General features: G+C 44.6%; 23 protein-coding genes. 20 read left to right on the top strand and 3 right to left on the bottom strand.

Annotated features, from left to right (window positions below):
- The first annotated feature begins 19 nt into the window (after positions 1–19).
- The 5 genes from IMY23_RS00700 (at position 20) to IMY23_RS00680 (ending at position 4,201) form a co-directional block, all read left to right on the top strand.
- The gene (locus IMY23_RS00700) at positions 20–406 is read left to right on the top strand and encodes a hypothetical protein (protein ID WP_192820205.1); all 387 of its coding nucleotides are present in this window, start codon (positions 20–22) and stop codon (positions 404–406) included.
- A 104-nt stretch (positions 407–510) separates the two neighbouring features.
- Positions 511–1,806, top strand: a complete 1,296-nt coding sequence (locus IMY23_RS00695; RefSeq protein ID WP_192820204.1) for an NAD(P)/FAD-dependent oxidoreductase — start codon at positions 511–513, stop codon at positions 1,804–1,806.
- A 21-nt stretch (positions 1,807–1,827) separates the two neighbouring features.
- Positions 1,828–2,058, top strand: coding sequence for a hypothetical protein (locus tag IMY23_RS00690; protein WP_192820203.1), 231 nt, complete (start codon positions 1,828–1,830; stop codon positions 2,056–2,058).
- A gap of 117 nt (positions 2,059–2,175) precedes the next feature.
- Entirely contained in the window at positions 2,176–3,516 is a 1,341-nt protein-coding gene (locus IMY23_RS00685; protein WP_225986362.1) for a 4Fe-4S dicluster domain-containing protein, read from the top strand.
- Positions 3,517–3,637: 121 nt separating this feature from the next.
- The gene (locus IMY23_RS00680; protein ID WP_192820202.1) at positions 3,638–4,201 is read left to right on the top strand and encodes a metal-dependent phosphohydrolase; all 564 of its coding nucleotides are present in this window, start codon (positions 3,638–3,640) and stop codon (positions 4,199–4,201) included.
- Positions 4,202–4,935: 734 nt separating this feature from the next.
- On the opposite strand, the gene IMY23_RS00675 is transcribed toward IMY23_RS00680, so the two are convergent.
- The gene (locus IMY23_RS00675) at positions 4,936–5,226 is read right to left on the bottom strand and encodes a YciI family protein (RefSeq protein WP_192820201.1); all 291 of its coding nucleotides are present in this window, start codon (positions 5,224–5,226) and stop codon (positions 4,936–4,938) included.
- 286 nt (positions 5,227–5,512) lie between these two features.
- Here IMY23_RS00675 and IMY23_RS00670 point away from each other — a divergent pair, with 286 nt between their 5' ends.
- The 7 genes from IMY23_RS00670 to IMY23_RS00640 all read left to right on the top strand — a co-directional run bounded on the left by IMY23_RS00670 (position 5,513) and on the right by IMY23_RS00640 (position 14,504).
- Complete coding sequence (locus IMY23_RS00670) at positions 5,513–7,369, top strand: PQQ-binding-like beta-propeller repeat protein (RefSeq protein ID WP_192820200.1); 1,857 nt, start codon at positions 5,513–5,515, stop codon at positions 7,367–7,369.
- Positions 7,370–7,749: 380 nt separating this feature from the next.
- A complete protein-coding gene (locus IMY23_RS00665) occupies positions 7,750–10,197 on the top strand; it encodes a TonB-dependent receptor domain-containing protein (protein ID WP_192820199.1) in 2,448 nt (815 codons plus the stop codon).
- Between the two features lie 108 nt (positions 10,198–10,305).
- Positions 10,306–10,602, top strand: a complete 297-nt coding sequence (locus IMY23_RS00660) for a DUF1456 family protein (protein WP_192820198.1) — start codon at positions 10,306–10,308, stop codon at positions 10,600–10,602.
- A gap of 455 nt (positions 10,603–11,057) precedes the next feature.
- Positions 11,058–11,801 (top strand): murein L,D-transpeptidase family protein, encoded by a 744-nt coding sequence (locus IMY23_RS00655; RefSeq protein ID WP_192820197.1) that lies wholly within the window; start codon positions 11,058–11,060, stop codon positions 11,799–11,801.
- A 22-nt stretch (positions 11,802–11,823) separates the two neighbouring features.
- Entirely contained in the window at positions 11,824–12,330 is a 507-nt protein-coding gene (locus tag IMY23_RS00650; RefSeq protein WP_192820196.1) for a hypothetical protein, read from the top strand.
- Positions 12,331–12,460: 130 nt separating this feature from the next.
- Positions 12,461–12,853: a glyoxalase/bleomycin resistance/extradiol dioxygenase family protein gene (locus IMY23_RS00645; protein WP_192820195.1), complete on the top strand. Its 393-nt coding sequence runs from the start codon at positions 12,461–12,463 to the stop codon at positions 12,851–12,853.
- A gap of 100 nt (positions 12,854–12,953) precedes the next feature.
- Complete coding sequence (locus tag IMY23_RS00640; protein WP_192820194.1) at positions 12,954–14,504, top strand: hypothetical protein; 1,551 nt, start codon at positions 12,954–12,956, stop codon at positions 14,502–14,504.
- Between the two features lie 363 nt (positions 14,505–14,867).
- Here IMY23_RS00640 and IMY23_RS00635 read toward each other — a convergent pair whose 3' ends face one another.
- Both IMY23_RS00635 and IMY23_RS00630 read right to left on the bottom strand, forming a co-directional pair.
- Entirely contained in the window at positions 14,868–15,041 is a 174-nt protein-coding gene (locus IMY23_RS00635) for a hypothetical protein (protein WP_192820193.1), read from the bottom strand.
- 419 nt (positions 15,042–15,460) lie between these two features.
- Positions 15,461–15,667 carry a hypothetical protein gene (locus tag IMY23_RS00630; RefSeq protein WP_192820192.1) on the bottom strand — a complete coding sequence of 69 codons (207 nt, stop codon included), beginning with the start codon at positions 15,665–15,667 and terminating at the stop codon, positions 15,461–15,463.
- A 709-nt stretch (positions 15,668–16,376) separates the two neighbouring features.
- On the opposite strand from IMY23_RS00630, the gene IMY23_RS00625 reads away from it, so the two are divergent.
- From IMY23_RS00625 to IMY23_RS00590, 8 genes are all read left to right on the top strand, one after another.
- On the top strand, positions 16,377–18,101 hold the full coding sequence (locus IMY23_RS00625; RefSeq protein WP_192820191.1) for a hypothetical protein: 1,725 nt from the start codon (positions 16,377–16,379) through the stop codon (positions 18,099–18,101).
- Positions 18,102–18,128: 27 nt separating this feature from the next.
- Positions 18,129–18,371 (top strand): hypothetical protein, encoded by a 243-nt coding sequence (locus IMY23_RS00620; RefSeq protein ID WP_192820190.1) that lies wholly within the window; start codon positions 18,129–18,131, stop codon positions 18,369–18,371.
- A 1-nt stretch (position 18,372) separates the two neighbouring features.
- Positions 18,373–18,729 (top strand): hypothetical protein, encoded by a 357-nt coding sequence (locus tag IMY23_RS00615; protein WP_192820189.1) that lies wholly within the window; start codon positions 18,373–18,375, stop codon positions 18,727–18,729.
- A gap of 223 nt (positions 18,730–18,952) precedes the next feature.
- Positions 18,953–19,138, top strand: coding sequence for a hypothetical protein (locus IMY23_RS00610; protein ID WP_192820188.1), 186 nt, complete (start codon positions 18,953–18,955; stop codon positions 19,136–19,138).
- A gap of 3 nt (positions 19,139–19,141) precedes the next feature.
- The gene (locus IMY23_RS00605) at positions 19,142–19,390 is read left to right on the top strand and encodes a hypothetical protein (protein WP_192820187.1); all 249 of its coding nucleotides are present in this window, start codon (positions 19,142–19,144) and stop codon (positions 19,388–19,390) included.
- Between the two features lie 156 nt (positions 19,391–19,546).
- Entirely contained in the window at positions 19,547–19,960 is a 414-nt protein-coding gene (locus IMY23_RS00600) for a hypothetical protein (protein WP_192820186.1), read from the top strand.
- Positions 19,960–20,244, top strand: a complete 285-nt coding sequence (locus IMY23_RS20245; protein WP_192820185.1) for an HNH endonuclease — start codon at positions 19,960–19,962, stop codon at positions 20,242–20,244. The genes IMY23_RS00600 and IMY23_RS20245 overlap by 1 nt, the downstream gene beginning before the upstream one ends.
- An 86-nt stretch (positions 20,245–20,330) precedes the next feature.
- Positions 20,331–20,849 (top strand): NUMOD4 domain-containing protein, encoded by a 519-nt coding sequence (locus tag IMY23_RS00590; protein WP_192820184.1) that lies wholly within the window; start codon positions 20,331–20,333, stop codon positions 20,847–20,849.
- The last annotated feature ends 93 nt before the right edge of the window (positions 20,850–20,942 follow it).

Below are 20,942 nucleotides of genomic sequence, written 5' to 3'. Positions count from 1 at the left end.
TGACAAGTACAGGAAGACAATGGGCAACTCCACACTTTTAGCGATTTTCTTTTCTGTTTTTCTAGGCGCGGCCTCCGCTAACGCGCAAGCAATTTCCCCGGCCCACCGGCTAGCCGACCGCCTTTCGCAGGAAATGGGCGCTAGCCTCAGCCTTCATGAAGATGCGTTTATCAAAGTAAGGCAGTTCAACCGCGACCGTCTGGCCAAACTTCAGGCTCTCAATGGGCAGGCGGGCAAACTCAGCGCCCGGGAAATGGATTTGCGGCTTGACCAGATTGAGCAGGAATACAATGAACGCATGTTTCACCTGCTCAACGCCAGGCAGTACATGAGCTACAAACGCTTTAGGGAAAACCGCCTAGAATTTACCCGTCCGTCCCAGGCGCTTGCCTCTGCCCGGCGGTAAAGGCACAAAATACTTTCCGTTTTCGGGCTCATTTTCAGAAATGAGCCCGAAAACGGAAACGGTCGCCGTACCGCAGATGCGCCACTTTCTGTTACCTTTGCCCTATGGGGCACACGGTAATCATTGGCAACGGCATAACCGGCATCACGGCCGCCATCACGCTTAGAAAGCTGCGCCCCCAGGAACGCATCACCATCATCTCCGGAGAAACACCTTACCCCATTGCCCGCACCGCGTTCATGTATGTGTACATGGGCCAATTGCGGTCGCAGCACTTGCAGACGCATGAACCGTGGTTCTGGAAAGAAAACCAGTTGGACCTATTATTTGCGAGGGTACAAAAACTGCATCCAGCGGAGAAAACCATGGCCTTGGAGAACGGCGAAACGCTGGCCTATGACCAATTGCTGCTGGCCACCGGTTCTGTGTACAGAACGCTGCCTTGCCCCGGAATTGATGCTTCTGGCGTGCACGGCTTATACAGTTTTCAGGATTTAACACAGATTGAAGAAGCCACCAAAGGCATAAAATCAGCCGTGCTGGTGGGCGGCGGCCTTATTGGCGTGGAACTGGCGGAAATGCTCCGGTGCAGAGGCATTTCGGTGACCATGTTCATCCGGGAAAAACATTACTGGGGCAGCAACTTGCCGCCGGAGGAAGCCAACCTGATCACGGCCCATCTCCAACACCAAGGTGTACAACTGCTTTTCCAAACCCAGATTGCCGAGGTGCTTTCTGATGCAGCCGGAAAAGTCAAAGCCGTTAAAACCACCGCCGGGCAAGAGATTCCTTGTGAATTTGTGGGTTTGGCCATTGGCGCGCAGCCTTCCATAGAACTAGCCAAGGAGGCAGGGCTTGAAACCCAGATGGGCATTCTGGTGAACGAATTTCTGGAGACCAGCCAGCCTGGCATCTACGCCGCTGGTGATTGTGCTCAATTCAAGAACCCGAAGACCGGCCACCCAGCCGTGGAGCAACTCTGGTACACAGGCAGAATGCAAGGCGAAACCGTGGCACACACCCTCAGCGGGCATAAAACCGCTTATGAACGCGGCGTGTGGTTTAATTCTGCTAAATTTTTTGAGGTGGAATACCAGAGTTACGGCCAGGTTCCCGCTGTTATTCCGCCAGACACCGAATCTTTGCTATGGCAAGAGCCTAAAAGCAACAGAAGCATCAGAATTTATTTCGAGAAGGAGACCGAAGCGGTAACCGGATTCAACCTGCTGAATGTGCGGTTCCGGCAGGAAGTCTGTGAACGCTGGATCAAGGAAAAATCTACGTTGGAAACGGTTCTTGCCCAACTGAAACAAGCCGCCTTTGACGCCGAATTCCACCGCTTGCCTCTCTCTGCCCTTTTTACCGTATACAACCAATACCGTCGCCAACCAGCGCAGTAACCTAAACCAACGCTTTCGCCTATGGAATGGTCCAAAATCATCAACCCCAAACAGATGAACTCGTTTCAGTTCGTCGCGCTCACCGGCATTCTTATGTCTGGGCTGGCCCATGTTTTTCTGAACCTGTGGGGCAAGGAAGTGGACTCGTTCAATTACCTGTACCTGTGCTGGGGCTTGCTGTTTGTCTTCGGGACGTATAAAAACCTGACCAACAACCCCGAGGACGACCATCACCATCATCACCACCATTAAGAGAAACGCGCCTGGCAGAACCATGAACCAAAACCTTCCGGCACGTTTCAAGTTCTGCTGTTAAACTGGCGTTCAGCCGAAAGTAAAGCACTACGTTTACCCTTTGTTCCCACTCCCTTGAAAGACCATTCCTTTGCCCTAGGCCACTCAGAAAACGCCGCCCTTTCTATGGCCGAGCGTTTCTCCCTGTTTCTTGTGGTGGCGGGCGTGGTATTGGGACTGATGCCTTTGGGGGCGCCGTGGCTGGGAAGTTGGCCGCTGGTGGCCGGAATTTCAATGGTGACGGCGGGCGGGCTCTGGTATTTTTACCTACGGTTCTGGCAGAAGCCGCACCTGGCCAACGTGGGCGTCTGGTCACAAGGCCAAACCTCAAAAGGCTGGAGCGCCTGGGTGGTGGCGCTGCTGTTGACCGGGTTTTACGTGTTGCTGTACTGGTTCCCCTGGGTGCTAGATGGCCTGATTAGAACCACCGACGGCCTCAGCTTCTGGCTCCGAAATAAACCTGCTGACAATTGGTTTCTATACGGCACATTCTACACGTTTGCGGTGCTCTTGATGGGCGTGCGGGCGCTTTTAAAATATCGGCACAGCCGTTACCAACTCATTAGAACGTGCTCAGTGATGTTTTTCCAGTTGGTGTTCGCCTACCTGCTGCCGCATCTTATGGTGATGTTCCAGCAACCCGAGTTCTACTTCAGTTATTTCTGGCCCCTCAAATACGAATATCTTTGGCCCGATTCTGTGGCTAGTTTGGCGCAGCAGCCGGGCGGCGTGGGCGTATTCTTGATTTTCTGGAGCGTGACCTTGTCGTTTCTGGCTACGCCGGTCTTGACTTATTTCTACGGAAAGCGCTGGTACTGCAGCTGGGTCTGCGGCTGCGGCGGCCTGGCTGAAACCGCCGGTGATCCCTACCGTCACCTCGCAGACCGTTCCCGGAAAGCCTGGCGCTGGGAAGTGCGCTTGGTGTATTCCATTCTGGCGGCCATTATTTTAATCACCATTCTGCTCTGGGCCAACAGTTTTCTCAAAGGTGCCATTCTGGGTCATTTATCGGGGTCTTTTGCGCAGTGGTACGGGTTTTTCATTGGGTCTATTTTTGCCGGCGTCATTGGCGTGGGCTTTTATCCCTTGCTGGGTTCCAGAGTTTGGTGTCGGTTTGGGTGCCCCATGGCGGCGTATTTGGGGTTGCTGCAGAAGCACTTCTCACGGTTCAGAATTACCACTAACGGCGGCCAGTGCATTTCCTGCGGAAACTGCTCCACCTTCTGCGAGATGGGGATTGACGTGCGCCACTACGCCCAGAAAGGCGAACCCATCATAAGGGCGGCCTGCGTGGGCTGCGGCATGTGCGCCACCGTCTGCCCGCGGGGCGTCTTGAAACTGGAGAACGGCCCCACCCAAGGAAGATACGACGCTAGCCAACTAATTCACCCAGACAACCTGCGTATTCTGTCTTAACACAGTTTCCGTTTTCGGGCCCGTTTCTAGAAATGAAGCCGAAAACGGCAGAAAATATTTGCGTGCTTCTTGCCGTCTTTCGTGCGCCGCCTTATCTTGGGAAGACATTATCAAACCTGCCATGACCAGAGACGAAGCCGTTCAAATCCTGCACCACTACACCAAAGGCGACAGCCTCCTTCGCCACGCCCGCACCGTGGAACTGGTCATGCGCGCCTACGCCCAAAAGCTCAACCAAGACCTGGAACTCTGGGGCAACACCGGCCTGCTCCATGACGCTGACTACGAAGCCCACCCAGACCGCCACCCGCACTTGATTGTAGACCTGCTCCGCGACAAAGGCGAAGAAGAAATGGCCCACGCCATCTCTGCGCACTACAGCCACTGGGGCGTTTCACATGATTCTATGTTAGACAAAGCCTTGCTGGGCTGTGACGAAATCACTGGTTTCGTAGTCGCCTGCGCCCAGGTGCGGCCGCAACGCCTGGAAGGCCTGGAAGCGAAATCGGTGCTCAAGAAACTGAAACAGGCCAGCTTTGCCGCATCTGTGGACCGCAACGAAGTAAAACTAGGCGTGGAACTGCTGGCTGTAGACCTTGCGGAACATATTGACTTTATCATTCAAGCCCTTCAACCGCATGCCGAAGAATTGCAGCTGCAGTCTGTGGAGGCAAAAACAGAATAGCAAAACGCAGCGACAAATTAGTGCCTTGTGTTTATAGAAATTCAATTGCTAGTTTTAGCTGCATTTTCAATTTATAGGCCCAAAACGATATTTGGCAAAGACACTCGTAGGAGCTTCGCACGCTACGAGGACTTTTGAGCAGGCGGTAATCGGAACCTCAACTGTAGAGACAAGGCAGTGCCTTGTCTCTACATAAGTTACTGCCGCAAGTTTAGGCGCAGCCGTAACTTGTGGCTATACATGTTGTGAGTTTATCAACTCACGTCAGTTGGTAAACTGACCAAGTTGGTTACCACAAGTTACGCTGCCGCTAAACTTGCGGTAGTAAAAGAAAATTGCGTTTCCGCCTCCATTTCTAAAATAGAGCCTAGAAACGTAATAGACCTCACAGGTTTTGGAAACCTGTGAGGTCTTACCTGGCAGACTGCAGTCATGGCCAAGACCGGCAGTGCGAGGGGGAAGGCGGGACCTCGCGGCCGTGAGCGCTCGGAGCCCAGTTATGGAAAAGACTGTCTTGTAGAACTTAGGATGAAACTGTTATTTGGAAGGAAAGCAAACTGCGTACACAAAAGCAGCTAGAAACGCAGTTCAGGTTGTTGGTGATAACACCAACAATGGCGAAAAATGCATGCCCAAGTCAAGTATCAGAAAGAATCTTCGTTAGATCCCTCGGTAGCTACGCTCGTTCCTTTCGGCTCCCGCCTCAGGAATACTCTGGATGACTCACCACTTCTTTACACCTGCGCTACTTTAAATTGCGTCACCGTTACGCTTTCCCAAACTTTCTCCAGAATATAAGGTTCCTGGTCCATCCATTGCTGAAGGGCTTCGTCAGAGGCAAACTGCATGACCAGCGTGGAGCCTATCATATTGCCTTCGTCGTTGAGCATGGCGCCGCCCAGAATGAAATTGCCGGAGTCTTTGTACTTTTTAATCGCCTCAAAGTGGAAGGGTCGAACCGCCATGCGGTGGTCCAAGGCGCCCGGGGTGGTGTAATCGAGGCCGGTAATTAAATATTGCTTCATGGTTCTGATTTCAGATTTAAAACTTTGGACAAGATAAGGGCAAAGCAAGAACTGCCCAAGCTAGCCAGGTTTAATTCTGCTGTGAATCATACGTTCATTCTACGGTACCATTTCCTTTTTTGGCTTCGTTTTCAGAATTGAGCCCGAAAACGGAAAGTAAATCCTGAGAACGATGCTTACTTTTTAAAAATTTATATTAATTATGCTTCTGCATAAGCCGAGGTTCATTCCTTCGCTTCGGTTACTGCTAAATTCTGGTAAAGCACGCATTTCATCACCCCCGCTTATGAAAAAATCCTTCTCGTTTCTATTTGTTCTATTGTTCCTGTTGAGCACCCGCGGGCTTCAGGCGCAGGTGCAGGCGCCGTTTCAGTTCGCGTTTGTGTCAGACACGCACATCGGTTCGCCCAACGGCGGGGCCGAGGAAGATTTGCGCCGCACCGTGGCCGACATCAACAGCCTGCCCAATATTTCCTTCGTGATACTAACTGGCGATATCACCGAGATGGGCACAGACCAGGAACTCAAGCTGGCTAAAGAGATTCTGAGTGCGCTGAAAGTGCCCTACTACATTCTGCCGGGAAACCATGACACGGGCTGGTCAGAATCTGGAGGGGTGAGTTTCATCAGGGAATTTGGCTATGACAAGTTTGCGTTTGAGCACCAGGGCGTCAAGTTCATTGGATGTTCCAGCGGACCGTACGTGCGCATGTCAGACGGGCACATTCCCAGAGATGCCGTGGTTTGGCTGGACAGTGTGCTGGCGGCCACGCCAAAATCGCAACCCATCGTCTTCGCCAACCATTACCCCCTGGACAACGGCCTGGACAATTGGTACGAGGCCATTGACCGGTTGAAAAAACAGAACACCCAGTTCACCATCTGCGGCCATTTACACACCAACAAAAAAGACAACGTTGAAGGAATAGAAGCCACCGTGGGACGTTCCAATTTGCGCGCCAAAGCTGAATTTGGCGGGTACAATCTGGTGCAGATGCGGCAAGATTCGGCGCTGTTTGCAGAGCGCACGCCGGGCTTAGAAACCAAACCAGTTTGGCGCAGAATCGCGCTGGGGGCCAAGACCTATGCAGCGGGCAATCCGTTTCCGAGGCCATCGTATGACATCAACAAAACCTACCCCAGCGTTAAAAAAGCCTGGAGCTACCATTCTGATGCCAACGTGATCTCCACGCCGGTGGTGCACAAAGGCCTGGTGATTTTTGGGAACAGCGTGGGCAAAATTGAAGCGCTTCGTGAAAAAGACGGGAAAGTGGCTTGGACCTATAAAACGGGCGGCGGTATTTTCTCTTCGCCAGCCATGCACAAAGACCTGGTGATTCTGGGTTCCGGAGACGGAAATATCTACGCGCTCCATTCCAAAACCGGCAAACTGGCCTGGAAAACCACAGCTGGGGCCTCGGTCTTAGGCTCGCCGCTGGTGGACAAAGGCGTGGCGTACATTGGTGCCTCAGACGGAAAATTCAGGGCGCTGGATGCGGCCACGGGCAAAGAAATCTGGGCATTCTCAGAGTTGGAAGGTGCGGTGGTGAGCACGCCGCTGCTGTATGAAGGCAAAGTCATCTTCGGGGCCTGGGATAGGCATTTATACGCGTTGAACCAGAAAGACGGCAGCTTGGCCTGGAAATGGAACAATGGCTCGCCCAACCGCATGTTCTCGCCGGCCATGGTTATTCCGGTGGCCCATGACGGCGTTGTCTACATTGTGGCCCCAGACCGGTTCATCACCGCCCTTGACAGCAACACCGGCCAAACACTCTGGCGCAGCAAAGAAGCCACCGTGCGTGAATCTTTAGGAATGTCTGCCGACAAAAAATGGCTCTACGGCAAAACCATGCAAGACGAAATAGTGGCCTACCCCACCAGCAATTCTGAGGCAAAAGTAGCCTGGCGCCTGAAAGCCGGCTTTGGGTACGAGCACGTGCCCTCCATGCTACTGGAACGCGACGGTGCCGTTTTCTTCGGGACCAAGAGCGGTGTGGTCTACAGCATTAATCCAGAGACGCAGCAAGTAAACTGGGCGCACAAAATTGACAATTCCATGATTAATACCGTGAACGTGCTAGGCAAGAAAAAACTGGTAGCCGCCAGCATGGACGGCAAAGTGGAATTGCTGGAGTATTAATGTTTTGGTTTTCCGTTTTTAGCCTCGTTTTTGGAAATGAGCCCCAAAACGGAAAACCAAAATCCCCTCTCCCTCTGGGAGAGGGTTAGGGTGAGGGTGTAATATTAAGCAAATATCTATCTCTTACCGTCATAGACAAGGCGGTGCCTGGTCTCTACAAATCAAACCTCCCGCAAGTTACCCTGGCGCTAAACTTGCGGGGGATAATGGAGCATTCCATCTAAACATTTTCCGTTTTTGGCTCCGTTTTCAGAAATGGGGTCGAAAACGGAATTTTGCGTTCAAAGCCCTATCTTTCTGAAACAATTGACCGTCATGTGATTAAACCTTTGCTGCCAGATTCACTCTAACCCATTCAGACTTTCCTCCCCCAGCGCCGCATGACGTTTTCTTTCCGCTTCGCCCTTTTCTTCCTTCTTTTCCTTATTGCTGGCTGGCAAACCAAAGCGGCCATTAGCGTGAAAAACGTGGCGTTTCAGACTAGCGCGGGCGTGCCCGTGACGGGGCAAGTGATGGAGGCCACCACCAAAATACCGGTCGGGTTTGCCACCGTGGCGTTGTTGGATGCGGCAGGGAAACCAGTGTATGGCACGGCAGCAGATGCAAATGGGCAATTCACGTTTCCGAAAGTTGCGGCGGGCGCGTATCAAGTATCCATCAGTTTTATTGGCTTTGCCACCAAACTGCAACCCGTGACGGTGAGCGCGGCGGGCGCGTTGGCACTGGGCCAGATCTTCCTGGAAACCGACAGCAAGAAACTGGAGGAAGTGGTGATTACCGGTGAGAAAAACCTGATTCAGGAAACCGATGACGGACTGGTCTACAACGCTGAAAACGACATCACCAACCTGGGCGGCACCGCTACGGATGTGCTCAAGAAAGTGCCCATGCTCTCAGTGGACATTGACGGCAATGTGGAAATGCGCGGCAGCAACAAAATAAAAATCCTGATTAACGGAAAGCCGTCCACCATGCTTTCAGACAATCTGGCCGAGGCGCTGGAACAAATTCCGGCAGATTTAATTCAGAGCGTGGAAGTAATCACCAGCCCCAGTGCCAAGTATGAAGCCGAAGGCAGCGCGGGCGTGGTCAACATCATCACTAAGAAAAGCACCTTAGAAGGGTTTACCGGCTCTCTGAACGCCACGGCGGGCAACAGAAGCAACAACCTGAACAGTAATTTCAACTGGCGGCGCAGAGGTTTGGGCCTTAGGGCCAGCGCGGGCGGAAACCTAAATGATAGGTTCGGGAACAGTGAAAGTGACCAGATTTACTTTGAATCACGCCAGATTTCGCAGCGCAGTAATTATGAAAACGACGGGACTTCGCGCTACGGGCAATTGTCAGCGGACTATGAAGTGAACGAAAAGAATACGCTGGGCGGAAGCCTGCGCCTAAACGGCAGCAACTCGCAGAACGCGCGCTCGCTGCAATCCATTGAGACAAACCCCGAAGGCGCCATCACCCGCCAACTGCACCGCGACATCAACACAGACGGCCACAGCAACAACCTGGAAGGCAACCTGTTCTACCGAAGAACCTTCGCGCGTAAAAACCAGGAATTTGAGTTCCTCACCACCTTCAACACCAACACCAACGACAGCGATTATGACTTGCTGGAGGAAAACGGACTGGGCCTTATCACCAACCGGCAGGAAAACCTGAACCACAGCGGCACGCGGGAGATGACATTTAAAGCCGATTACACGCACCCGTTTGAGAAATACGGTCAGGTGGAAGTGGGCGCGCGGTCGGTGCTGCGGAGTTCAGAGACAGATTATCGGTTTTCTTCTGCTCCTGGCTTAGAGGCGCCGCTGGTGCAGGACCCACGGCGGTCTAACCAGTTTGTGTATGACCAGAATGTGCACGCTGCCTATTTTTCGTACACGCTCAGAGTTGATAAAAAGTACATTCTACGGGTGGGCGGGCGCTATGAATACACCACGGTGCACGGCAATTTCAAGACCACCAACACGGTGCTGGACAAGCCTTTCAGCAATTTCATGCCCAACATCATGTTTCGGCGCACGTTCAAAAACGACCACCAGTTGCGCCTGAGCTACAGCACCAGAATCCAGCGTCCGCCCATTGGGCAATTGAACCCGTACATCAATGACAGCAACCCGTTCAGTATCCGGTACGGTAACCCAGATCTGGAAGCCGAACTCACGCACAACACTGAAATCAATTACAGCTGGCTAGTCAAGAGCCTTACCTTCAACGCGTCTGCGTACTGGCGGCAGACCAACAATGACATCGGTTCTTACCAATTTGTGGTGATTGCCGAAGACACCGTGCAGCACAACACGTTCCGGAACATAGGTAAAAACGCCACCTACGGCTCCAACTTGTCTATGACGCTGCGGTTCAAGCAGAAAGGCCAGTGGGGCGTGAACGGCAACGTGTATTACTCAGACCTGAACCCCGGCGAGGGCCGCCCGCGCCGAAGCGGTTTCATGTACAACCTCAACACCAACGTGTCTTACCGCTTCACCAAGGAACTGAGCGTGCAGGCGGCGGCTTCGTACAATTCCGCGCGCATCAGTTTGCAGAGCCGAAGCACAGGCAACCAAAGCTACAGCCTGGGCGTGCGCAAGGAATTCTGGAACCGGAAAGCGGGCATCAGCCTGAACATGGAGAATTTTCTGCAACAAGCCATTGAGGTACGCACCACCGTGCAGAACCCGCTCTGGACCAGCAGCAGCCTCAACAGCAACTACAACCGCGTGGTTCGGCTCACGTTCAACTACCGGTTCGGGAAGATGGAGCTCAAAGGCCAGAAGGAACTTGAGAAACTCACCGGTCCGGAGCGCCCTCGCAACCGCTAGCAGGTTCGGCCTTTGCCAGCGCGTTTGAATTTGCTTTCAGCCGAAGGCCATGCCTGAAATCTGCCGCCGCCTGCGTATCTTTAACGCAGACTTAACCAACCGCCGCCCATGACCAACAATGACATCATGAAGAAACTGCGCGTGGCCCTGCAGCTCCGCGACGACGATATAGTGAACATCCTGAAACTGGTGGACTTCAACGTGACTAAAAGCGAGCTGGGCGCCATCTTCCGGCAAGAAGACCACGCCAACTATAAACCCTGCGGCGACCAGCTTTTAAGAAACTTTTTGAACGGCCTGGTGATTCACCTGCGTGGCCCCCAGGCACCCCGCATCCCTAAACCTGAAGGTGAACCTAAGAAACCAAACAGCGCGCCGCCCCGGTCAGATAAGCCGAGGAGGTAGTGTTTAGTTGTTAGTGATTAGTTTTTGGTGATTGATGATTGCCTAAATTCAACTTCTCCCCTTTTGTCATCCTGAAAGGAACTTGTGGGCTAGCTAGGAAAGCCATAACCCTATCGTGATTCTCCCCTTGAGGGGAGCGCAGAGGGGTGTATAAATCTGGTATTAAATTATCTGATATTAGAGGATTTTAATGTTCACGCTCTTTGCAACGGCAGAACTAATCCCATTCTATAAAATAACGACTAGAAATATTGTTCTCCTGTGTAAACACCCCTCTGCACTCCCCTCAAGGGGAGAATCGCGTTTTGGCAAATTCTGCTACTTAGGACATGTCGTTTTCGGCTCCGTTTTCAGAAACGAGCCCGAAAACGGAAATCCCTGAAACACAATCTACCGCTTTCCCCAAGCGTTGAGTTTCCAAGTCTGATAAGCAAATCTATCTTCCCACTTCGCCCATGAAAAACCTGTTGCTGGTGTTGCTGCTGTTTCCGGTGCTGTTTGGGCAAGACACGTTTAAGCAGGAACAGTTGCGGTTTGAGCGCGTGCGGGCGGCGTATGCGCAGAAGCAGGCAACCGTGGCGAATTTGCTAAAGAAGAAGAACCTGACTGCCAAAAATCTGAACCTGTACCTGCGCGCCTTTAAGCAGGAACGCGTCTTGGAGGTCTGGGCGAAACAGAAAGCAGATTCGGCCTTTCAGTTGCTCACCACGTATCCGTTCTGCGGAAACTCGGGCACGCTGGGCCCCAAACGGCAGGAAGGCGACCGGCAAATCCCTGAAGGCTTTTACTACATTGACCGCTTCAACCCCAACAGCAATTTCCATCTTTCCTTGGGCATCAATTACCCCAACGCCGCCGACAGCCTGCGCAACGCAGGCCGGAAACTGGGCGGTGATATTTTCCTGCACGGCGACTGCGTGACCATTGGCTGCATCGCGCTCACAGATGACAAAATCAAGGAGGTGTACGTGCTGGCATTGGAAGCCTTTAACCAAGGACAGACCCAGATTCCGGTACATATTTTTCCGGTGCGGTTTTCCACGTCGGCTTATGGTCAGCTTAAAATGCAATACGCCAATTCACAAGCCCTTTTGCGTTTCTGGGAAAACCTGCAGCTTGGCTACCAGCACTTTGAACAGAAAAAGACTGTGCCTGAAGTGCTGGTAAACCGCCAGGGATTCTATACATTTAGCCGGTAAGAAAACGCCAATGGTCAATTAAATGGATATTTCAATTAAACCAGACCTTCCTTTCAGAAATGGATTTTTGAAAGTCCTTGGCCGGGCAATAGCTGGTACTCTGCCATTTTTTCTTGTATTTCAGGCCATACGTTTCTATAAAGGTTATGAAGGAACAGAACCACTTTTCATTGGCTTTGTCAGGTATGTTCGAGAAGACTTTTTGTTTTTATCTGGAATAACTCTTTTTGCAGTGCTTTTGGTTGTTTGGGATTCTTATAACAAGATAAAAAAGATAGAGGAAATAGAAACTGAGATTGAATCAGGCAATGTAACTATCACCTATAGAAATCTGCTCAGCCGAAAAACAAAAAGGGAGTCAATTAAAAAACGGCAATTGCGCTTTAACTTGAATAAGAAAAAGTGTAAGGCAGAAATATCCCATAAATTAACAGAACCCTTTCTGTTAAACTCTTCTACTGGATTCAGTTTGGGGAAGCTGCAAGAACTGGAAATGTTGATAGCAAAAGACGATAATAAAGCACCTTGAGCAATCTTTTCCTTATTAGTTGAAACAAGCATAAAGCTACAAACCATACATAAGGAAATTTACTTTTATTCAATAAAACATCACGGCTTAATAGAAACAGAATCTAAAAAAACCAAACATCTTACCGCCCATGGAAAACGCATTCGTGCCGCAAGGCTACCAGACCATAATGCCGTATCTGATTGTGCCCCACGCAGATCGTTTTTTGGATTTTCTCAGAGATGTGTTTGGGGCCGAAGAAAAACTCAGAGCCAACCGCGAAGACGGCCAGATCATGCACGCCGAAGTCTCCATTGGCGGCAGCACCTTGATGATAGCCGAGGCCAACGATGACTGGTCCGCACAGCCGGCCGGTCTGTACATTCACGTCTCAGATGCTGATGCCACCTATAAAAAAGCCCTCGCTGAAGGCGCCACCTCTGTGATGGAACCGCGTGACCAGGATTACGGAAGAAGCGGCGGCGTAAAAGACCCCTTCGGGAACACGTGGTGGATTACGAACGCAGCCAAAAACCCCGTTTAAATTGAATTAAAGCACTTTCTAAAAAAATGTTGTACACGATGTTGTACACTCTTCATATAATTTAGCGTACATTTGACATATCCAAAACGGTCAAAACGCTATGAAAAAACCCACCACCAAGGCAGTATTGAGATTGAATAAGGCAAAGGATAAAGGCTTTATCAATGTGCGCTACACCTATGACAGAGAATACTATCCCTTCCCTACTGGTTACAGTGTGAATGTCTGTGATTTTGATGCCAAGCGTGAGAGGGTAAATTTTAATGTTTCAGGCTCTTCTGAAATCAACGCCAAAATAAAAGAGTTAAAAATAACACTTGAACATCTGGCAAACCAATACATAGAGCAAGGAAAGGCACCTACTATTGGGTTGATGAAAGAAGCCTACCAAGAGACAAAAGATTTTGAAATACAGTATAGAGAAGAAAAAGAAAAACAGGAAGGGGGCGCAAGTATCTTTTTAGGTGGCATTGAAAAAAATGAGCAAAAAATATTAGACCTGCTTGCAGAGATTGAAACAGTCAAACAGGAAAACGAATTTCTGAAGCTAAGAACTGTTGAAACGCTGCCACTTGTTGACCTTAATTATCTATTAGAGAAAGCACCAGAAGCCACAACAGAAACCGCAGCCAAAAAACTCTTTTTAGATACCCTTAACGCCTATGTATTGGAAAAAACGGGTGTTGGTATCAAAGCCACTAAAGAAGAGCTTGCAGAGCACCCTAGGGCTAAAAAAGGCACAAACAAAGTTCTAAGGAGTTGGGGTAAAACTTTGGTTGAATTCATTGATTCAAAATTCGTCAAAAAAGCTGGTTTAGAAATAAGTTTCCAGAACCTCAGTTCACAGTTTTACGACACTTACGCCAAATTCTGCCAGTCCCCAATTGAAGATGGGGGAAAGGATTTTTATAATAACACCTTCGGCACCCATGTAAAACGGCTTAAATCTTGGTTGAATTGGGTTACAGATTCAGAGTTAGGAATACCAGTAGATACACGCTACAAAAAGAAATTTATAATTTTAGAAGAAGATATTGAGGTAATATCAATGCCGTTAGAAGAGATTGAACTTTTCTATAATTGGGAAGCACCAGCCCGCACTGAATGGGACTCTATACGCTACAGACAGTTCCAAGACTTCACACTTTTTAGCGTCCTGACTTCGCTACGAATATCCGATGTCAAAGCATCAAAAGGGCTACGCATAGTTGATGGTTATTTAAATGGCAAGGCACAAAAAACTGGTAATGCTTTTAGAATACCCCTCAATCTTGATTCAAGGATTGAAGAGTTGTTGGAAAAATATGACTATCGCATTGGTGAACTATTCTGTGAGGTAACATACAACAGGGAAATCAAGAAACTACTTCAAAGGTTTTTCGATGAACACCAGATGTACCAAAGACCCATTATCCAGACTAGGCACAAATACATCAACCAAAAACCCATAACCTCAGAACACAAAATGGCTGATTTATGGGCGAGTCACTCCAATCGCAGGTCACACGTGTCACATTTTAGCCAGTTTTATGATGATGGTCTGGTAATGAAGTGGATGGGCACCAAGAGTTTAAAAGAATATCTCAAATACAAGAAAGAAACTACTGAAGAGGTAAGGAACAAAGTTGAGCAAGGGAAGAAAAGTAATTAGTAACACCAAGAGAGCACCCCTAACAAGGTGCTCTTTTTTATTACCTTGAATTTTGCGTTTTAAGGCACCACCAAGCAATTATAATTATCTTCTGGTATCAATACTTGATTTAAAAAGAAAAAGCCACCATGATACATACATGGTAGCCCGTTCTTTAAACTCTCAATAGATATTTATTTTGTGATAGTGTACAAACCCAACTATCAGGTTTTTTCGACAATGTACAAACCCATTGACAGGTTATAACCAATTTTATGTTTTGTTATCGACAAATAAAAAACGATTTTAAAGCCCCTCTAAGCCTTTCCATTTATTAACCCTTACTAACTACCATCCACAATAGTTAATAGCGTGACGGTACCTTTAAAAGCTAATTTTACCCATCCAATCGCTCCAACTAATCCACCCTTTGTCTTTATATACTTCGTCAGGGTTTGAAGGTATATTATCAGGTTTCAATCCAGAATCACAGTATTCTTTCCATATTTTTTTAAGTTCAATTTCTTGCACTTCAAAATTTGTTTTAGTCTCTTCCATTGTCTTTACTTTTAAATAGTGGTAATAAATTATAATCTTTATTTTCTTCTTAATTATTTAGGGTTGCTACTAACTTAATTGCTAGGAATTTTCTTAAACACAATTTCCGCTTTTCACCCTCACTAATTTCCAGATATATTATTGATTTATTTTTAGTGCCCATGACATTCTTTTTAGTGCTAGATATAGCACAAAGGTAAAGGGTTGAATTACCTCTTGTCAATAGCGGAATTAAAGTTCATTGAACATTGATATGAACCAAAATAGCCGTTTTATAAATAGTGGGTTTGCATGGAGAATTGAGGGATTTTTGACTGATGAAATTAATTAATTCTAGGAAGGTTTGAAAAATGCAATTGTCAGGACATAAAAAAGGGGAACCCATGAAAGATTCCCCTTTTCCCTATTTCTAATTGATACTATCCTAGCGGGTGTTGTTTCGGTTTGCGCCCACGCTTCGCACCACCACCAGATGTTTTAGCTGTCATTGATTCTGGTATTGCGTCAAGAGCCTTATTCATTTGCGCAAAGATTCCTATCATGGTTTGCACGTCTTCAATGTTCTTGCATTCCTTGACAACTTCCATTTGCATCTTGTCTAACTTACTTTTCAACTGTTGTTTCATCTTCTTAATTAATTTAGGTGGTTAATAATGGTAAATATAGGAATTGGTTTAATACTACCTATTACCATTAGTTCTTTCTCTCTTCTCTCTCTTTACTATTCTAGGTTAAGTATTACTCATTATAAGGGTTCCTATTAACTAATAAGTATTAAAAAAAAAAGAAAGGTAAATGTTAACAAAATGCACAATTCATTGATACACTGATTGTTAACAAATTGCACAATTGATACACTTGATAACAATTTGCACCAAATCAATCACTGAACAGCACTTAACAAGTCTTTAAAATATTAAGACTCTGCATGTTAACAAAATGCACCACTAGAAATCCAAGTTAACAAAATGCACCTAGGGCAATACTTTTATTATTAACAAAATGCACCAACCTAGAATTAATTAATTCCTTGTTAACAAAATGCACCTAGCAGAAATTTAGAATATTTTTCTCCCCTCTTTTTATTTAAGAATCTCAAAACATAATATTGGTCAAAGCCAAAAGATTGATTTTGTCTTTTTTTATAGTCAAACTGATTTTTGCAAAACTTTTGACTATTTAATTAAAACAGGTAGCTGGTAGGGTTTCTCTTCAAATTCTCAACCCATTAAACTTTCCCTACCAGCCCTGTATAAAAATTAATTAAAAGTTTGTGCCGTGAGAAAGCATTGAAGAGCAAAGAATAATTGAAGAGAATAAAAGATTAAAATTATCATGGGAAGAAAAAGAAAATCATTCGACAAAGAAATCAATTGCATAATACCTCAAAACCTAAAAGGAGTATTAAAGGAATTAATTAATTCAGTATCTAAAAAGAATATCACAGATATACACTTAGGAACCTACCTAAAAATTATTGACATAATCACAACTAAGCAAGATGAAGACGCTAACGGTTTTGTCTCCCTCAATGCCCAAATAATGCAGAAAAATTTTGGTGGCAGGTATAGCACTGCAATCCATGACCTGCAAAGGCTGCAAATCATTGAGACTAGAAAGAATGGCAGGGGCACTGATAGATATTCAAACGATTTACATGAGTCAAAAGAATTTAGGTTAACTGATAGTTTCAGGAATGAAGAGTTGGTGTTAGTAAAGGCTCTTAAAAGGATATCAACCACCAAACCAAAAAAGGACATTGAAGACAGTAAGACAGCCTCAATGTTAGCAAATGTTGGGTTTCCTGAATACTCATTCCTTCTGGCAAACCTACACCTACTTAGTTTCGATTCTGAGGCTGTTGAGAGAGACATGAACCATTGGTTGAGTACTGGTGCCATTATCAAGAGTAGTGCATTCACAGCAATCAGACAAGAGAAGTACAGAAGACAGGTTGAAGACCTCAATGCAGATGAAATCAATTTCTCAATTAAACTAAGTGGCAAGATTTACACACCCCTAACCTACTCAGCTAGAGCAATCAGAAAACACCTAGTTGTAAGGGGCTACACTGGTGAGCTACTGCAATCAGATGTAAGCTCTACGCACGTCCTGTTGACCTTACCAGACATGAGGCAATATAAGGCCACACTTACCAACCCTGAATCAATCAAAGAACTTGAACAGGTAGAAAAGCTGGTTGCCACTGGTGCATTCTATGTCCATCTATCAAACCAAATAAGGGAAGAGGGTGTGACTATCAAAGATGAAAAGGAAAATTTTTTAAAACTGGTGTGCAACTTCCCAACCTACCAGTTAAACCCCTACAAAATAGCATTTGATAAGTTATACCCAGTGTTCTCAGAATTCCTAAAGGTTATTAGAAATGGCAAGCCATTTACTACGGTAATGAACCCAATAGAGGCAGAGTTATTCAATAATAGGATTGCGCATAGGGTGGTGACTGAACTAGGCACAAAGACATTCCTAGCAGGTATTTTTGATGCATTCATCTATAAAGCTGAAGACAGAGAAGCCATTGAGAAAATCATGAATGAAGAGGTATATAAGTACACAGGACTAAAAAACATGGTAAAAACTACCAGCCTCAATGAAGAGTCTGAGAAAAGTATTTCCTACCCTATAGAACCAGAAGTAGGAACACCAGAACCATTAATAAAGGTGAAAGATGTAGAAATAATAAAAGTGGTGGTACCTGATGAAAAACCAATTGAGGCACTATTTAAAATAGAAAAACATGAAACAATGAGTAACAATACACACCAATTCGGAAAATATAAGAGGCACAAAGACGGTCAGATATATGATTATGGTTATGATGAATGGAGCAAAGAAGAGGCAATAGAAAGAGCATTCATAAATTACCCTCAACTAAAAACAGATAATGAATTTTATAATAAGAATTTCAAAAACTTCATTGAGTATGACCGTTTTGCATGGAATTACTCACCAGAATTCAGAGACAGACTAAGAATGAGGTTGATTACCAGAATAGGCATAATGCAGGAATTAGAAGAGCAAAAAAATAAAGCAGCATAAACAACTAATATTAAAATTTATAACAATATGAGAAGAGAAGAAAGAATTAAACAACAGAAGAGAAAAGATATTGTAGTAATGAAAATGATATATAACCACAAATCATTTATTAACAGTATAAAAGAAAGCCTAGAGATGGCAGTACATCTTGAAGAGTACCTTAAAGCAGGAAACTATTTAAAAACTATAAAAATTTATGAAGCCAAATTAAAAATTTTGAAAACTTATAAAAAAGGGGATTTAAAGTTTGAACTAAAAGATTTATTCTAAAATGACAACTCAACAATTAGAACTATTTACAACTGAGAGACAGCCTAGACTTAAAAACCTATTGGTTCCAATAAATAACAAAGCCTCAATTACTGGTGACTATTTAAGATTGAGAAAAGAACAGCCCAAAGAAACTTCAACCAGAGTACTGGTATTTGATGTTTTCATGAGGTTTGGCACTACTTATGGCATTAACCCTTTAAAGACTCTGACAATAAGATATAATGAATCTGGCATCATTGAAAGTAAAATGACAGTCAAGAAGGCTAACAAAGAAGATAGGGCATTTGGCTACACTTATTCCCAAGAGAAGCTAGACTCAATGCATAAACTTTTGACTGAATCATTAATAAATTAAAATAACACTATTTATTAAAAAGAATAAAGACAACGTATTTAATTAAAAGACACCATGACTAACAACAAACCAAAACTAACTGATAAAGAGAAAGCCTTAATTAAGGTTCTATTGAGCCTTTAAAAAATAAAATCAATTATTTTCTTCTATTTCCATCTAAAACACCTTAAAACCCTATCACTTTTTATTTTTCACCTATTTAATAATAGAAAGACTTAAAACAATGGATATAAGAACAATTAGGGAAATCATTAAGACCTCACAACAATTCAAAACAGAAGTTAAACAGGACTTTAAAGAAATGAAAGGATTGATTAAAGAAGCTCAATCACACATCGACACAATTAAAATAAAATTAGCTGAAGCCGAAAGAATATTAGCAGAAGCAATAGAATTAAATAATAAATAAAATATGGGAGAAAAAAAAGGGATTTATATATTAAATGGTTTAAGTGGAACAATTAGCAGAATTACGAATTTATTAAGTATAACAATTAATATAACAGAAATTTTACAATTAGTTGCAGATACAACGTACTCAAATTCAGAAGCAGAAAAAATAGAAAATGAGATTGAAAAAATTCATTATTTATTTGAAGAAAGTGCAGAAACAATAATACAATCAAAAATTAATAAAATAGAATTAAATAATAATGATTAATAAACAAATGATAATTGGGCTAGTGATATTGCTAGCCCTACTCTACCTAATACTAGCATTCACCCTACACAGCATTGCAGTTATATTACTATTGATATTAATAGACAGATTGACAGATGTTAAAAATAACCAAAGAAAGAATTAGCATGAATACAATTGAGAGAAACCAACATAAACAAAAAAGAATTCAATAAGAACTTTACACATTACCTAACATTACCAGAAGATAAAAGAGAAAGATATTTTGGAAAGTTTATATATAACGACTTACTAACCATAATCAATAACGCTGTTAGCCGTTTCCAGTTTAATAATGAAGATGAATATATTAAAGATGACATTACATCTGAATTACTTTTCCACTTCCTGAATAAAAAAGAGCGAATAGATAAATTCAGTGGCAACATATACAACGCACTATTCACACTATTTAGAAATAGGATTCTTGATATGCTAAGAACCCAAAAGGTGCAAAACAAAAGGGATGCATTAGTAACAGCAGATATAATCAGGAAAAATATAGCAAACCAGAATTCAAATATTATAGATGAAGATGAAATATTGATTTAATGGATAATAGTAAATTTTACACCTCAACAGCATGGAGAAAATTACGTGCAAGAAAATTAGCTAATGACCCTCTATGCACACATTGCCAGAAGAAAGGAATAATAACCCTAGGTTCTGACATTGACCACGTTTTGAGTATAGCTAAAAGGCCAGATTTAAAACTTGATTACGATAACCTACAAACACTCTGTAAATCCTGTCATTCAATCAAAACATCTTCAGAGAACAAGAGGCCAACAGAAGTTAATAAGTTGAATGATTGGCTTAAAACACTGTTAAAATAGCAGGACAATAAATACAAGTATAAACCAAGGAATAATTAATTAAATCAATTATAAACCTTAAAAACAAAAAGATATGAATACGAATAATGAATCAAATAGAATTTTGGAAAAATATAAAAGGCTTCAATGGCGAATATCAAGTTAGCAACCTAGGAAGAGTTAAGAGTTTAAAATTCAATAAGGAAAAAGAATTAAGACAAACTGTTGATGGTACTGGATATTTAACAGTTACATTATATCAAGATAAAAAAGGAAAGACATTTAAGGTACACAATCTTGTTTTAAATAATTTTTCAGAACCTATTGAGGGTAAGAGTTTATGTGACCATTTATCAGGTGTCAAGACAGACAATAGATTAGAAAACCTCAGATGGGTTACAGTAAGAGAGAACCAGCAAAATAGAGTAAATAAAAAGAACGGCAACACAACATCTAAATATATTGGTGTTTGTATATGCAGCACCTACAATTATATCAAAGCGTCTATAATGGTTGATAAAAAATCAAAACATTTAGGGACATTTAAAACAGAGGTTGAGGCAGCTAGAGCCTACGACATGGCCTTAATTAATTTAGGATTAGCACCAGTTAACATTCCAAATTAAAAAATAATTTATTTTCGTTAATATATTCACAGGGGGGCGTTAGTAATTTCAAAAAACGCCTCCCTTCAAACCATGCACCCCTCTCGCTCTCAC

This window comes from Rufibacter sp. LB8, assembly GCF_014876185.1.
In the GTDB taxonomy this organism is placed as follows: domain Bacteria; phylum Bacteroidota; class Bacteroidia; order Cytophagales; family Hymenobacteraceae; genus Nibribacter.
The sequence above is the reverse complement of the archived record's forward strand: the minus strand, read 5'-3'. Positions and strand labels throughout refer to the sequence as shown.

Bases quoted from the DNA above. Each gene is read 5' to 3' on its own strand.
- IMY23_RS00660 (WP_192820198.1), top strand. From the start codon at position 10,306: ATGACCAACAATGACATCATGAAGAAACTGCGCGTGGCCCTGCAGCTC.
- IMY23_RS00620 (WP_192820190.1), top strand. From the start codon at position 18,129: ATGAGAAGAGAAGAAAGAATTAAACAACAGAAGAGAAAAGATATTGTA.
- IMY23_RS00635 (WP_192820193.1), bottom strand. From the start codon at position 15,041: ATGGAAGAGACTAAAACAAATTTTGAAGTGCAAGAAATTGAACTTAAA.
- IMY23_RS00625 (WP_192820191.1), top strand. From the start codon at position 16,377: ATGGGAAGAAAAAGAAAATCATTCGACAAAGAAATCAATTGCATAATA.
- IMY23_RS00615 (WP_192820189.1), top strand. From the start codon at position 18,373: ATGACAACTCAACAATTAGAACTATTTACAACTGAGAGACAGCCTAGA.
- IMY23_RS00645 (WP_192820195.1), top strand. From the start codon at position 12,461: ATGGAAAACGCATTCGTGCCGCAAGGCTACCAGACCATAATGCCGTAT.
- IMY23_RS00690 (WP_192820203.1), top strand. From the start codon at position 1,828: ATGGAATGGTCCAAAATCATCAACCCCAAACAGATGAACTCGTTTCAG.
- IMY23_RS00700 (WP_192820205.1), top strand. From the start codon at position 20: ATGGGCAACTCCACACTTTTAGCGATTTTCTTTTCTGTTTTTCTAGGC.
- IMY23_RS00655 (WP_192820197.1), top strand. From the start codon at position 11,058: ATGAAAAACCTGTTGCTGGTGTTGCTGCTGTTTCCGGTGCTGTTTGGG.
- IMY23_RS20245 (WP_192820185.1), top strand. From the start codon at position 19,960: ATGGATAATAGTAAATTTTACACCTCAACAGCATGGAGAAAATTACGT.
- IMY23_RS00650 (WP_192820196.1), top strand. From the start codon at position 11,824: ATGGATATTTCAATTAAACCAGACCTTCCTTTCAGAAATGGATTTTTG.
- IMY23_RS00590 (WP_192820184.1), top strand. From the start codon at position 20,331: ATGAATCAAATAGAATTTTGGAAAAATATAAAAGGCTTCAATGGCGAA.
- IMY23_RS00640 (WP_192820194.1), top strand. From the start codon at position 12,954: ATGAAAAAACCCACCACCAAGGCAGTATTGAGATTGAATAAGGCAAAG.
- IMY23_RS00630 (WP_192820192.1), bottom strand. From the start codon at position 15,667: ATGAAACAACAGTTGAAAAGTAAGTTAGACAAGATGCAAATGGAAGTT.
- IMY23_RS00665 (WP_192820199.1), top strand. From the start codon at position 7,750: ATGACGTTTTCTTTCCGCTTCGCCCTTTTCTTCCTTCTTTTCCTTATT.
- IMY23_RS00680 (WP_192820202.1), top strand. From the start codon at position 3,638: ATGACCAGAGACGAAGCCGTTCAAATCCTGCACCACTACACCAAAGGC.
- IMY23_RS00695 (WP_192820204.1), top strand. From the start codon at position 511: ATGGGGCACACGGTAATCATTGGCAACGGCATAACCGGCATCACGGCC.
- IMY23_RS00670 (WP_192820200.1), top strand. From the start codon at position 5,513: ATGAAAAAATCCTTCTCGTTTCTATTTGTTCTATTGTTCCTGTTGAGC.
- IMY23_RS00675 (WP_192820201.1), bottom strand. From the start codon at position 5,226: ATGAAGCAATATTTAATTACCGGCCTCGATTACACCACCCCGGGCGCC.
- IMY23_RS00605 (WP_192820187.1), top strand. From the start codon at position 19,142: ATGGGAGAAAAAAAAGGGATTTATATATTAAATGGTTTAAGTGGAACA.
- IMY23_RS00610 (WP_192820188.1), top strand. From the start codon at position 18,953: ATGGATATAAGAACAATTAGGGAAATCATTAAGACCTCACAACAATTC.